This window comes from Gordonia sp. NPDC003425 (genome assembly GCF_053588635.1).
The window spans coordinates 120,774-133,701 of the sequence record NZ_JBSFQI010000010.1 but is presented as its reverse complement, the minus strand read 5'-3'; the positions used below and the strand labels follow the sequence as shown (position 1 = coordinate 133,701).

General features: G+C 69.5%; 13 protein-coding genes. 5 read left to right on the top strand and 8 right to left on the bottom strand.

All coding sequences use genetic code 11. The features are described from left to right. The first annotated feature begins 181 nt into the window (after nt 1-181). Complete coding sequence (locus ACWDTD_RS13790; RefSeq protein WP_449747707.1) at nt 182-1,300, top strand: EamA/RhaT family transporter; 1,119 nt, start codon at nt 182-184, stop codon at nt 1,298-1,300. On the opposite strand, the gene ACWDTD_RS13785 is transcribed toward ACWDTD_RS13790, so the two are convergent. Then, the gene (locus ACWDTD_RS13785; RefSeq protein ID WP_449747673.1) at nt 1,282-2,199 is read right to left on the bottom strand and encodes a hypothetical protein; all 918 of its coding nucleotides are present in this window, start codon (nt 2,197-2,199) and stop codon (nt 1,282-1,284) included. The genes ACWDTD_RS13790 and ACWDTD_RS13785 overlap by 19 nt on opposite strands. Before the next feature lie 61 nt (nt 2,200-2,260). Here ACWDTD_RS13785 and ACWDTD_RS13780 point away from each other — a divergent pair, with 61 nt between their 5' ends. Further along, nucleotides 2,261-2,938: a phosphoribosyltransferase gene (locus ACWDTD_RS13780; protein WP_449747672.1), complete on the top strand. Its 678-nt coding sequence runs from the start codon at nt 2,261-2,263 to the stop codon at nt 2,936-2,938. 14 nt (nt 2,939-2,952) lie between these two features. On the opposite strand, the gene ACWDTD_RS13775 is transcribed toward ACWDTD_RS13780, so the two are convergent. The 6 genes from ACWDTD_RS13775 to ACWDTD_RS13750 form a co-directional block, all read right to left on the bottom strand. Next, on the bottom strand, nt 2,953-5,556 hold the full coding sequence (locus tag ACWDTD_RS13775) for a LuxR C-terminal-related transcriptional regulator (RefSeq protein ID WP_449747671.1): 2,604 nt from the start codon (nt 5,554-5,556) through the stop codon (nt 2,953-2,955). Between the two features lie 79 nt (nt 5,557-5,635). After that, nucleotides 5,636-6,397: an ABC transporter permease gene (locus ACWDTD_RS13770; RefSeq protein ID WP_449747706.1), complete on the bottom strand. Its 762-nt coding sequence runs from the start codon at nt 6,395-6,397 to the stop codon at nt 5,636-5,638. Next, a complete protein-coding gene (locus ACWDTD_RS13765; protein WP_449747670.1) occupies nt 6,397-7,311 on the bottom strand; it encodes an ATP-binding cassette domain-containing protein in 915 nt (304 codons plus the stop codon). Before ACWDTD_RS13765 ends, ACWDTD_RS13770 begins: the two co-directional genes overlap by 1 nt. 17 nt (nt 7,312-7,328) lie before the next feature. Next, nucleotides 7,329-8,087, bottom strand: a complete 759-nt coding sequence (gene thiG, locus ACWDTD_RS13760; protein WP_449747669.1) for a thiazole synthase — start codon at nt 8,085-8,087, stop codon at nt 7,329-7,331. Next, nucleotides 8,080-8,277 carry a sulfur carrier protein ThiS gene (gene thiS / locus ACWDTD_RS13755; protein WP_449747668.1) on the bottom strand — a complete coding sequence of 66 codons (198 nt, stop codon included), beginning with the start codon at nt 8,275-8,277 and terminating at the stop codon, nt 8,080-8,082. The genes thiG and thiS overlap by 8 nt, the downstream gene beginning before the upstream one ends. Next, entirely contained in the window at nt 8,274-9,389 is a 1,116-nt protein-coding gene (locus ACWDTD_RS13750; protein ID WP_449747667.1) for an FAD-dependent oxidoreductase, read from the bottom strand. Before ACWDTD_RS13750 ends, thiS begins: the two co-directional genes overlap by 4 nt. A 114-nt stretch (nt 9,390-9,503) precedes the next feature. On the opposite strand from ACWDTD_RS13750, the gene thiE reads away from it, so the two are divergent. Together thiE and ACWDTD_RS13740 are read left to right on the top strand one after the other, a co-directional pair. Then, a complete protein-coding gene (gene thiE, locus ACWDTD_RS13745) occupies nt 9,504-10,208 on the top strand; it encodes a thiamine phosphate synthase (RefSeq protein WP_449747666.1) in 705 nt (234 codons plus the stop codon). A gap of 218 nt (nt 10,209-10,426) precedes the next feature. Continuing rightward, nucleotides 10,427-10,798, top strand: coding sequence for a hypothetical protein (locus tag ACWDTD_RS13740; RefSeq protein WP_449747705.1), 372 nt, complete (start codon nt 10,427-10,429; stop codon nt 10,796-10,798). On the opposite strand, the gene ACWDTD_RS13735 is transcribed toward ACWDTD_RS13740, so the two are convergent. Beyond that, the gene (locus ACWDTD_RS13735) at nt 10,795-11,280 is read right to left on the bottom strand and encodes an NUDIX hydrolase (RefSeq protein ID WP_449747665.1); all 486 of its coding nucleotides are present in this window, start codon (nt 11,278-11,280) and stop codon (nt 10,795-10,797) included. The two genes, ACWDTD_RS13740 and ACWDTD_RS13735, sit on opposite strands and share 4 nt — an antisense overlap. A 166-nt stretch (nt 11,281-11,446) precedes the next feature. Here ACWDTD_RS13735 and ACWDTD_RS13730 point away from each other — a divergent pair, with 166 nt between their 5' ends. Then, entirely contained in the window at nt 11,447-12,889 is a 1,443-nt protein-coding gene (locus ACWDTD_RS13730; RefSeq protein WP_449747664.1) for a hypothetical protein, read from the top strand. Nucleotides 12,890-12,928: the final 39 nt, after the last annotated feature.

Genomic DNA, 12,928 nt, shown 5'->3' with positions numbered 1-12,928 from the left:
GTCTAATGACACCGTGTGCGCCGTCCGATCAGCCCCTGCGACCACTGTCGGGGGTCTGGGCAATACTGAGAGCGGAATAGGAGACCCGTCGCACGCTGTTGGAAATTCTCGTTGACGAGGCGGCGGGAATCACGAGAATCTCGAACTCGGAGATCACGGCGATGGCGATCGGAGGTGCGTGGTGTTCTTCATCGGTGTGGTCGCTGCGTGCCTGGCCGCCGTGGCCTACGGCATGTCCACGGTGTTGCGCGCGCTCGGCGCACGCCGCGTCGCCCAGACCGAACGTGACGAGGGCACCGACACCACCAATCCGGCCGGCGGCCCCACCCTGCGGTCGACGGTATCGACCTTCTTCGACCCGGCATTCCTGCTGGGCACACTGCTGGTGACCATCGGTTTCGCCGGAGGTGCGGTGGCCGCGCGTTTTCTGCCGCTGTTCCTCTCGCAGACCATCGTGTCGGCCAACCTGATCATCACCGCCCTGCTGGGCACGATCATGCTCAACATCGCCCTGCACACCCGCGACTGGGTGGCGATATGGCTGGTGGTGCTCTCGCTGTGCCTGCTGGGCATGTCGGCGGGCGATCAGACCGGCGGCGGCCAGGAGCGCTCGTTCCACTGGGCGCTGTTCATCGCGACCCTCGGGCTGGCGGCGTTCGCGCTGTTCGCGGTGTATCGGCTGGGCAAGCATGCGGCCGTCGTGGGCGGTGCCATGGCGGGCCTGCTGTTCGGCGTCATCGCCATTTCGGTGCGCATCCTCGACGGGGTGCACCCGTTCGATCTCGTGACGGTGCTACTCGACCCCGCGGCATGGACGATCGCGGTGGCCGGTGCGGTGGGCTTCTTCGTGCAGACGATCGCGCTGCAGATCGGCGCCGTCAACGGGGTCACCGCAATGCTGGTGGTCGGCGAGACGGCGGGCCCGAGCCTGATCGGCGTGTTGTTCCTCGGCGATACCGCCAAACCGGGCATGGGCCTGCTCGCCATGGTGGGATTTGCCGGCGCGGTGATCGGCGCGGTGCTGGTGGCCTGGTACGGCTCGGGCGACCCCGATCACTTCGGTGAGGCACCGCCGCTCAAGGGCGGGTGGCGGCGCGGCCGGGAGGATGCCGACGCCCGAGACCCCGATGCCGATGCACCCGATCCCGACGAGCGCCGCGCAGCCGACGCGGCCCCCAACACCCACGTCCCCGAAACCCATGTCACCGAAACCCATGTCACCGAAACCCATGTCGGCGACACGCACGTGACCGACACGCAGGTCGACGAGGTCCACCGCGATCATTCCCGGCCGGCCTGACGGATCTCGGCCCGCAGATGGCGCAGCTCGCCGGAACGCCACGCGGTGATCGTCCACGTGATCAGCACAAAGGGCGCGATCACCAGCGCCGACCACCACCCGGCCGAACTCGGTACCAGGTCGGCCACCACCTCGGCGCGCGGGACGCCCTCGACCTCGGCCGGTAACCAGGCGTCCAGCAGGTTTCGGGTCAGCGCGATCGGCTCGAACGGGCCGACCGTGGCGGCCAGATAGAACGCCACCAGGGTGATGACCAGCGCCCCCAGCCACGAGATCGCCTTGATCTGTGATCCGAGGATCTCCGCGGTGGTGCGGATGGCCTCCACGGTGAAGCCGAGCACCAACACCAGCAGCAGACACGCCACCTGCGCGGCCAGTAGCTGTTCGAGCACCGAGGTCTCGTCATCCGACGAACTCATCGCCGGGAGACCGATCGCGAGGGAGACGAGACCGGAGATCAGCGCCAGCAGAGTGACCTTGCCCGTCGCGTCCTCGATGCGCCCGAACGACGACCGGACCGCCTGCTCGGTGACCGCACTGGCCGCCTTCGGGCTCGCGTCGTAGACGATGAGCACCACGAATCCGGCGAGCACCACCGCGATCAGCCAGGCCACGGTGGTGGTGCACACCGCGGCGAGCGCGAACGATCCGACCAGCGGACCGAAGGTTGCCTCGGAGTCGGCGGTGAGCCGCACACCCACCAGCGGCAGCAGCCCGACGACGATAACCATGATCGCGCCGGCGAGCAGGGGCCCGGAGAACTCGGAGATCTCGTGCGCGTCGATATCCGGGTCGCGTCCGCGGATGATGCGCCATTCGGATGCGACGAGATTCTTGAGGCCGCGCAACCAGTGGGTGCGTGCACCGCTTTGGTCGTCGGGCGCCGACTCGTCTGCCACGGATCAACCCTAGGTCCGCCACCGCCTTGACACCGACCGTGCAGGCCGGTGAGGTTGAGTCATGGCCTCCGATGCCGTGTTCGCCGACCGCGCCGACGCGGGACGGCAACTCGCGGCCACCCTCATCGCGCAGATCGGCGGCCTCGACCCCCACAGCCCCCACCCCGAGGACCCCGGCACCGAGGTCATCGTGCTCGGGCTGGCACGCGGTGGTGTCCCCGTTGCCCGTGAGGTCGCCGACCGTCTCGACGCGAAACTCGACACGCTGGTGGTGCGCAAGGTCGGGGCACCGGGCAATCCCGAGTACGCGATGGGAGCCGTCGCGGGCGGCGGTCTGGTGGTGGTGAACGATGACGTGCCGCGACGGCTCGGCGTGTCGCAGAAACGATTCGACGAGGCGGTGGCCCGGGAAACCCGACTTCTCGACGAGCGGTCACGCCGCTACCGGGGAGACCGCCCGGCCCCGGCTCTGCGCGGCGCCACGGTGATCCTCGTCGACGACGGCCTCGCGACGGGCATGACGATGCGCGTGGCCGTCGAGGCTGCACGACGCGGCGGTGCGGCCCGCGTGATCGTCGCGGTGCCCACCGCTCCCGCCGACACCCTCGCCGTGATGCGCACCCTGGCCGATGCGGCGGTGGCGGTGGCGGTGCCCCCTGGGTTCGTCGCAGTTGGATTGTCGTACAAGGACTTCCACCAGGTGAGTGACGACGAGGTGGGTCTTGCCCTGAGTACCTGAATGAAGGGGTGACCTCAGCCGTCGCGTCGCAGCAGCGCGGCGAGTTCGGCGCGGTCGGTGACGTCGAGTTTCACGCACGCGCGATAGATGTGGCCTTCCACGGTGCGCACCGACACGACAAGACGCTCGGCGATCTGCTTGTTCGACAGGCCCGCGGCCACCAGGTTGGCGATCTCACGTTCGCGGGTGGTCAGCGGCAGCGGCTGCGCCGCCTGCACCAGCGCGGGCGTGCGCAATCCGCCGCACTCGGCGGCGAGGCGATTGGCCATCGCCGACGACGCGACGGTCGCCGACCGGTGCTGGTCCTTGTCGTGGAGCACGCTGGCCTGCGCCGCCGAGTCGGCCGCCGAGAGTCGCACGCCCAGCGATTCGAGGTCTGCCGCGCACAGATCGAGTTCCACGCCATCCTTGTCGCGCAACGCCCGCGCGTGCCGCGCGTACTGGGCCACCAGCGGTCCGTCGACGAGACCGGCGAGTTCGCCGAGACGGTCGGCCACGGAGGCGTCGCCGAACCGGGCGGCGCTGTGCAGCGCCTCCGCCTCGATCGCCAACTGGCCCGAGGCGCGGGCCGACGCGGCAGCCTGGTGCGCGATCTCGATGGCGCGCGTCAGGGTGCCCGCCGCCGCGGCCTGCCACGACGCCGCGATCTCCAGCATCGGCCCGAACACCGCCACGTGCCTGCCGTACCGCGCCCGCCCCCGCGACAACGCCCGCTCGGCATCCTCCACACGGCCCAGAGCGCTCAGCGCCTGGGTGAGGAAGATGAATCCGGGGAAGTTCCAGGCGGCCGCGAACTCCTCGCTGTCGAGGGTGGCGAGGGTCTGCTCGATACGCCGGACCACCGACCCGCACGCACCGCCGGCCAGTTCGACGGCCGCGACGAGTTCGCCGGCCATCGCCCATCCCAGATACTGCGCGGTGTTGGCGAAGGTGACGTAGCGCTGGGCAGCCGTCTCGGCGGCCGGGAGGTTGCCCGTCAGCGTCAGCGCGAGGATCTCCCCGATCCCGGTGGGGAAACGCAGGAGTCCGTCGGTCTTCACCTCGGCCTCCCGGCTACGCTCGGCCAGCGGCGCCACCTGATCACCGCACCCCTGCAACGCACGCGAGAGCATCCCGCCGAAAGCCGCCCATTCCACCGCCCACGGCAGTGGCGCCGCCGACCCGAGTACCTTATCGGACAGGGTCACCGCGAGCGACAGGTTGTTCTCGAAAAGTGCACAGGCAGAACCTATTCCGTCGACTATCTCGGTGAGGTTCGGGTCCTGCACCCGCGTGCGGAGGGCGCCCAGCAAGGCGTCTGCTCGGTCGGCGTCGCCCATCGCCCAGAACATGTTGCCCACCCGCACGAGCCCGATACTCGTCGCCGTCACCTCGTCGAGATCGTCGACGGGAAACCGCGACAGGATGTCCTCGGCCTCATCCGGATGGGCCTGCCACATCAGGGCGCGAGCGAGCAGTTCGGCTTCGACCGGCCCACCGCCCTCGGCCATCGCCGCCCGCGCGAACCGCTCCCCCAGCGGCGTCTGCGCCAGGTTGAGTGCATCGCGGGCCGCGGCGCCGAGCAGGGCTCGGTCCACCGCCGACACGTCGCTCTCCAGCGCCAGATCGGCGAGGCGGATCCGGTCGGCCGGGGTGTCGAGCGCACGCGATCGCAACGCCGAGACCAGTTGCCCGCGCAACCGGCGTGAGGAGGCCAGGCCGAGCCGACGCCGGATGACCTCGCCGAACAGGGGATGCTGGAAGGAGACGTTGAGTTGCCTGCCGTCGCGGACGATGCGCACCAGGCCGTCGATCTCGGCCTGCTCCACCGCCTCCTCACCCGCGAGCTCGGACAGCACGTCGATGTCGACGGGTTCGCACAGACTCAGATACTTCAGCGCGCCCAGCACCGAGGGCGACAGGTGGTCGATGCGCCCCGCGAGCAGGGAGGCGAGCTCGGAGGTGATGGCCGCGCGACCGCGTAACTGCCACACCCCGTTGACCTGCCGCAGAGTCCGCGCTTCGCGGGCACCTTCCACGAGGTGCCGCAGGAACAGGGCGTTACCCCCGGACGCCTCCCACATCCGGTCGGCCGAATGCTCCTCGAGTTGCCCGCCCAGAACCGACTCGACCAGTTCGACGCTCTGCTGTTTGGTGAACGGCGACAACGTGATCCGCACCAGGTGATTGTCTTTCCACAGCGACGTCACCGCGTCGGGTACCACCTCGCCGCTACGCACGGTCGCCACGATGTGCACCGCCCGGTCGATGGCCAGCTGGTGCAGCAGGGTGGCCGACAGTTCGTCGAGCAGGTGGGCGTCGTCGACGCCGATCACCACGCTGCCGTCGGCGAGCAACGATTCGCGTGCGGCGGCGAGATAGGTGACCGGATCGCTGGACACCGCGGGCCCCACCAGATGCGCGAAGACCCCCAACGGAATCGAGCGGGCCGATTCGGTGCCGGCCACCCACCGCACCCCCGAGGACAATCCGGAGGTGACGTGCCGCGCGAGCGTGGTTTTGCCCACCCCGGAATCGCCGGTGAGAACCACTCCGCACACCTGCGTCTCATCGGTCAGGGCGGCCTGGATCGTGCGGAATTCTTTTTCACGCTCGACCAGGGGCCAGCTGTTCGGCATGGATCAGATTTTAGCCCTCTACCACGATACTTCCGGGTGTTGTATACAAATCGACGGACCGATCCATCGGCAAATTCACTCAAGCGTCCCGGGAATTCATCACCATGATTCCGGCGACAAAAATCAGTGCGGCAAAAAGGGCGAAATACCCCAGCGAGACCCACGAATTCCAGTGGTAGTCACCGACATCGCCGGACAGAAAACGTGACCCGTTCTGGAACGGCAGGAACGGTCCCACCCGCCGCCCGATCACCGGCAGTGCCCCGAGGATGTTCTCCACCACCAGCATCCACACCAGCACGATCGAAATGGCCCCCGCCGTGTGCCGGATCAATGCGCCCACACCGAGGCCGACGAGGACACACAGCGCCGCCCAGATCGGGGTCCCCCAGATCTGGCGCAGGGTGAGTTCGGAATCCAGCCGCAGTCCGCTCGCCCCGTCGGACACCGCGAGCACCAGCAGCAGCGACGCCGCCGACAGCAGCGCGACCACCACGACGGTGAGGATTCCGTAGATCACGGCCTTCGCACACAGCACCAGTGGGCGCCGCGGCACCGCGAGAAAGGACGCCCGGATGGTGCCGAACCGGTACTCGGTGGTGATGGCCAGCACCGCCATGATCATCAACACCACCACGCCGAAGAAGTTGACCCCGGTCAGATAGTCGGCAGCACCGAACCCCGCCACCGCGTCGGGGCCGCCCCCGGTGCCACCGCGGGTGGCGATCGTGATCAACAGCGAGAGACCAAGTCCCAGAAGGATCACCACGCCAAGGCACCAGAACGGCGCGCGGGTGGACGTCAATTTGATCCACTCGGCCCGCAATGCACCGGCCCACATCATCGGCCTCCCTGGAATTCGACGGCGCCGGCGGTGACCGACATGAACACGTCCTCCAACGAGGGCGTGTCGGAAACCAACTCGTGCAGCGTGATGCCGGCCGCCGCGGCGACGTCACCGACCCGGTCGGTGACCGTGTCGGCCACCGATAACACCACCCGGCCGTCGGGCGCGGTGTACCCGGTGACGTGCAATCCGGCGTCGACGAGCGCCCGGTGCAGTTCCGCGGGCTGTGGCGTACGCACCCGGACGGTGGGCCTGGCCTGCGCGGTGAACTCGGCGACCGAGCAGTCGGCGATCAGCTTGCCGCGGCCGATCACCACCAGATGGTCGGCGGTCAGCGACATCTCGGTGAGCAAATGACTCGACACCAGCACGGTGCGTCCCTGGCCGGCGAGCGCCCGCATGAAGTTGCGGATCCACACGATGCCCTCGGGGTCGAGACCGTTGACCGGCTCGTCGAGCAACAGCGTGTGCGGGTCGCCGAGCAGTGCACCGGCCAGTCCGAGACGCTGGGACATACCCAGGGAGAACCCGCCGGCGCGTTTACCCGCGACGTCGGTGAGGCCCACCATCGCGAGCACCTCGTCGACCCGGGCCGTCGGAATGCCGTTGCTGGTGGCCAGCCACCGCAGGTGGGCGCGGGCCGAACGGTTGGGATGCACCCATTTCGCGTCGAGCAGGGCGCCGACCTCCCGCAGCGGATGCGCCAGCGCCGTGTAGGGCGCCCCGTTGATGGTGGCGGTCCCCGACGTGGGCCTGTCAAGTCCCAGAATCATGCGCATCGTGGTGGACTTGCCTGCGCCGTTGGGTCCCAGGAACCCGGTGACGTGCCCGGGTGCGACGGTGAACGTGAGATCGTCGACGGCGCGCACCCCGCCGAAGTTCTTGGTCAGGTGGACTAGTTCCAGCACGTCCTCGACCCTAGCGATCAATCGGCGCCGGGCGAGGAGGCGTGCGCCCAGAAGCGTTTGGGGATCCGACCGGCACCGGCGGCCAGCCACCCGGCCGCCACCGCGTGGCGCATCGCCGTAGCCATCCGTTCGGGATCGACCGCGCGGGTGACCGCCGATGCCAGCAGCACGCCGTCACAGCCGAGTTCCATCGCCAGCGCGGCGTCGCTCGCGGTGCCGATCCCGGCGTCGAGGATCACCGGGACGTCGGCTCCGGCGACGATCATCTCGATGTTGTGCGGGTTGCCGATTCCCAGGCCCGTCCCGATCGGCGAGCCGAGCGGCATCACCGCGGCCACCCCGAGATCGGCGAGGCGGGTGGCGAGCACCGGGTCGTCGTTGGTGTAGGCGAGCACCGTGAATCCGTCGTCGACGAGCCTGCGCGCGGCGTCGACGAGTTCGACGGCGTCGGGCATCAGGGTGCGTTCGTCGGCGGTCACCTCGAGCTTGACCCATGCGGTGTCGAGTGCCTCGCGGGCCAGTTGCGCGGTGAGGACCGCCTCGGCGGCGCTGTGGCTGCCCGCGGTGTTGGGCAGCACGTCGATGCGCAGCCGCCGCAGCAGATCCAGGATCCCCGTTGTGGATCCCGCGCCCACCCGGCGCATGGCGACGGTGGTGAGCTCGGTGCCCGAGGCGATCAGTGCGCGTTCGAGGACCGCGAGATTCGCCGCCCCGCCGGTGCCCATGATGAGCCGCGATTCGAACTCTCGGTCGGCGATCACCAGGCGCTCAGCCACCCTGCACCGCCGTCACGACCTCGACGATCGCGCCGTCGGACACCGCGGTGTGCCAGCGCCCGCGCGGGACCACCGCACCGTCGACCGCGACGGCGATGCCGCGATCGGGTAGCCCGAGCGAGGCGACCAGATCACCCACCGAGGTGCCCGCGGCCCAGTCGATGTGTTCGCCGTTGACCGTGATCGTCATCGACCCTCACCCCCGGTGCCCGCGACCGTGAGCGTGGCGTCCACGCCCAGCAGACGCTGCACCTCGGCGGCGGCATACGGCGCCAGCACGATCCCGTTGCGGCCGAATCCGGCTGCGACACACGTCCGCTCGTCGAGGCGGCGGATGATCGGCAGCGCGTCGGGGGTGCACGGACGGAATCCGACACCGACCTCGGCGAGTTCGTAACCGCGCAACCCGGGGAGGACTTCTGCCGCGTCGGCGAGCAGGTCGGTGACACCGCCCACGTCTGCGCCGGATGATTCGTCGTCGGACTCGTATTGTGTTGCGCCGAGCACGATTCCGTCGTCACGCGGCACCAGGTACACCGCGCGCCCGTCCACCCGGGCACGGATGACGCGGGTCGGTGGCGGCACCGACCACGGGGTGCGGCGCAACCGCAGGATCTCGCCCTTGAGCAGGTGGATCGGCGCCTGCGGCCACAGCCTCCGCACTCCGGCGCCCGCGGCGATCAGCACCTGGCCGGCGTGCACGTCGTCGAGCGAGGAGACCGGCCCGTCGATCACCGTGCCGCCCGCGGCAAGCAGCGCCGCCCGCAGGCGAAGGAGAAGCAGACGGTTGTCGACGGCCCCCTCACCGGTCACCAGGTACCCGCCGCGCACGCGCGACAGTGCGGGCTCGAGGTCGCGGACCTGCGCCGGGTCGATGCGCCGCACCTCGCGTCCGGGCACAAGGCTTGCATCCCATGAGGATTCGGCCAGCCGATCGAGTTCACGCAAATCTGCCGACGAGGTTCCCACGAACAGTGAGTCGGTGGCGGTGCGCACCGGCCGATGCGGGGTCTCCGATGGCGACACCTCGTCGAGACGGTCGAGCAGCTGCGGCCAGCGCGCCACCGATGCCGAGGTGATGGCCAGTAGCCGTTCCTCGCCGGGGATGCCCTCCCCGAGCGAGCCGAGCATGCCCCCGGCCACCTGCGAGGCCCGTCGCCCCGGACCCGCGTCGTGAACCACCACCCGCAGTCCGGCGTCGGCTGCGGCCAGCGCACAGGTCAGCCCGATGACACCACCGCCGATCACCGCGAGATCGGTGGGGCGGGGGTACGTCTCAGGCGACGGGCGTACAGCTGGCATGAGTGCAGAGATCCTTCCTTCGCCGGCATGATCCGGATCAGGTGTGACGGTCAGCGGGGGCGTCCCGCACTCTCAGCCCGGCGTTCCGCGGACTCCCGTGTGCTTGTTGTCGCGATGCTACCCGCGCCTACGCTTGTCGTCGTGACCGGAGGGAAACGGCAGCGACTCGACGCCGCCACGCTGTACCTGTGCACCGATGCCCGCCGCGAGCGCGGTGATCTGCTCGACTTCGTCGACGCCGTCCTCGCCGCCGGCGTCGACATCGTCCAACTGCGCGACAAGGGATCGGTGGGTGAGCAGCGGTTCGGTGCACTCGAGGCACGCCACGAGTTGGAGATCCTGGCCGGCCTGCGCGAGCTGACCTCCGCTCGCGATGCGCTGCTCGCGGTCAACGACCGTGCCGATATCGCCGCTCTCGCCGGTGCCGACGTGCTGCACGTCGGCCAGGATGACCTGGCCCCAGCCGACGCCCGCACGATCGTCGGCCCCGACGTGCTGATCGGGCGATCGACGCACGACATCGACCAGGCCATGCACGCCGCGACCGACACCGACGTCGACTACTTCTGCGTGGGTCCGTGCTGGCCCACCCCCACCAAACCGGGACGGCCCGCCCCGGGCCTCGACCTGGTGCGGCAGGTGGCCGCCGCGCCCGTCGCTGCGGTCAAGCCGTGGTTCGCGATCGGCGGCATCGATACCGGGCGGCTCGCACAGGTGCGCTCCGCGGGGGCGCGGCGGGCGGTGGTGGTGCGCGCGATCACCGCCGCGCACGACCCCGCGACCGCCACCCGCCAACTGCGCGCGCACCTGCTAGGCTGACCGACATCATGTTGTGCAGCGCGAGCCTCCTCGTAACCCGCCGCAGCGGGGTCTGATTCGATCGACCCCCCGCTGCGGGGTCGTTGCGCGCTCGTCGGTCATCGCTTCTTCCACCGAAATGACCATTCGTGATGCACAGCCTTCATCTGCGCGAGTCAGCCTTGTCGTGTCCACCCGGCGGGCTGCTGCCCGCCGCGATCCGCGAGGAGGTCCCCGGCATGTCCTGGCAGGAATTCATCGACGAGTACTCGACCTCCGGAGCCATCCGGCTCGGTTCGTGGTCGCTGACCCCCACAGCCTCCGACCTGGTGGAATGTCGTGCGACCATCGCCTATGCCGACCGCATCATGTCGCTGACGGGCACCGCGTCGGGCGCGATGGGCGCGATGACGTCGATCCTCTACGACATCGGCGCCGCGGTGCAGATCCTGCGCCTGCACCAGCGTGAGACCGCGGGCACGATCACCACGTTCGTGCTGTGCGAACGCGATCGGCTGCAGCGATGGGGATGCGGGGTGGGCGCCTCACCCGATGAGGCGAATATCAACGCGCTGGTCGCCGGGGCCAATCGGCTGCTGGAAATCGCCTAGGCACTCGAATCGAGCGCGGCCAGCCGGTCACGCAGTCGGGGCCAGCTCTCCCGGAACGCCGGATGCAGCGGAAGCGAGGCGATGTCGGCTTCGGGAACCCACCGCAGCTCCGCGGACTCACCGTTCGGGAAGGTGCGCACCGGCTCGTCGATGTCGGCGATCACCGTGGTGTAGGTCCAGCCGGCCCGGGCACGGTGGGTGACGAGCGCGGCCACCACCCGCAGATCGTGACCGCCGATGCCGGCCTCCTCGTCGGCCTCGCGCACGGCGGTGTCGATCGCGCTCTCGTGGGAGTCGCGGGCGCCCCCGGGCAACGCCCAGGTGCCACCCTGATGTGACCAGATGGCCCGATGCTGCAGCAGGACGGTCATCGTGCCGTCCGGCAGCGGCGCGCGGAGCAGCAATCCGGCCGCACCGTGCACACCCCAGTACCGCGTACCGTCCGGGTCGAGCACCCAGCCGTCGCCGTCTCCGCGTACCACAGGTCAACCGTAGGGGACTCACCCGGCGAGGGCCAGGTCCACCTCGGATCGCGGCGTCGGGGGCTAGGCTGGAAACGGACTCGCACCGGCGAGCGATATACGTACAGATGGCAGGCATCCAGGGAGCGCGGACCACAGATGATGGAGCACTCGGAAGGGATCTGAGGTGACCGGCGACGCTTCTCCCGTGCGCACGGCACTCACCCGCGCCGGGAGAACCTTCCGCCCCAATCCGACCTCGCCGCCGATCCGCCAGGTCCTCGCCGACCGCCGCGAACTCATCTCCTCCGCACCGACGCGCACCCAGTCGCCGCTGTCGTCGATGCGCCACTACGCGGGTACCACGCCCGGAAAACTCATCCTCATCTCCATGGTGCTGTCGGTGGCTGCGCTCGTCACCGGCTGGTACGCCTCGACGACGCTGAAGGACCGGACCGCGTCGCTGCAGACGATGATCGATCGCGCCGAGCCGCTCGCCGAGGCGGCGCAGGTGCTCTACAGTTCGCTGTCGATCGCCGACGCCGCGGCCAACTCGGCGTTCATCTCCGGCGGGCTGGAAACCCCGCAATTGCGCGAGCGCTATTCCGACGCGCTCGCGACCGCGTCGGCGTCGCTGCTCATCGCCGCGGGCGACACCGGCACCCCGGGCACCCAGGATTCGGCCGTCGATCGCGCCATGAACTCCGATCTCAAGATCATCGCGACCGCGCTGCCCGTCTACAGCGGACTGATCGAAACGGCCCGAACCAACAACAGGCTCAACAATCCGGTGGGATCGGCCTACCTCGGGCAGGCCTCCGCGCTCATGCAGAGCCGCATCCTGCCCGCCGCGCAGCGACTCTACGAACGACGGTCGGCGGCGATCGCCGACCCGCAGCAAACGCTCACCGTGCCGCCGTGGGGCGTGTACGCGGCACTGCTGGTACTGGCGATGGCCTTCGTCGCGGTGTCCCGCTACCTGGCCAAGCGGACCCGACGCCGGTTCAACGTCGGCATTCTCGCCGCGCTGGTGGCGATCCTGGGTGGCCTGGTGTGGCTGCTGGCATCGGGACTGCTGTCGGTGGCGGCGACGAGCGCGGCCAAGTCCGACGGCGCCGAACCACTGCGGCAGCTCACCGAGGCCCGCATCCTCACCCAGCAGGCGCGGTCGGCGGAGATGCTCTCGCTGCTGCGGCGCGGCGACCAGGCCGCCCAGCAGAGCGCATTCGAGGATTCCACCGCGCAGATCGGGCGCATCCTGACCGAACTGCGCGACGACCAGGGTTCGGCCGGCTCCCTGAGCGCCACGCAATTGACCTCGCTGCGCGGTGCGCTCGACCAGTGGACGACCACCGACGAGCAGGTGCGGCAGAAGATGGAAGCCGGTGACTTCATCGCCGCGCGCGAGATGACGGTGGGCGAGTCACCGCAGAGTTCGGCCACCAGCTACGACGCGGTGGATGCGGCTCTGGTCGAGGGGATCACCACCACCCGCACGTCGTTTCGAGACGACATCAACACCGCCCAACGCGTGCTCGGTTTCACCGGTAACGGCATCCTCGCCCTGACCGTGTTCGCCACCGTCGCGCTCGTGCTGGGACTCATCCCCCGTATCCGGGAGTACCGATGAACGGCCGGCAGGCGCGCACGCGAGCCGCCGCCGCGCTGG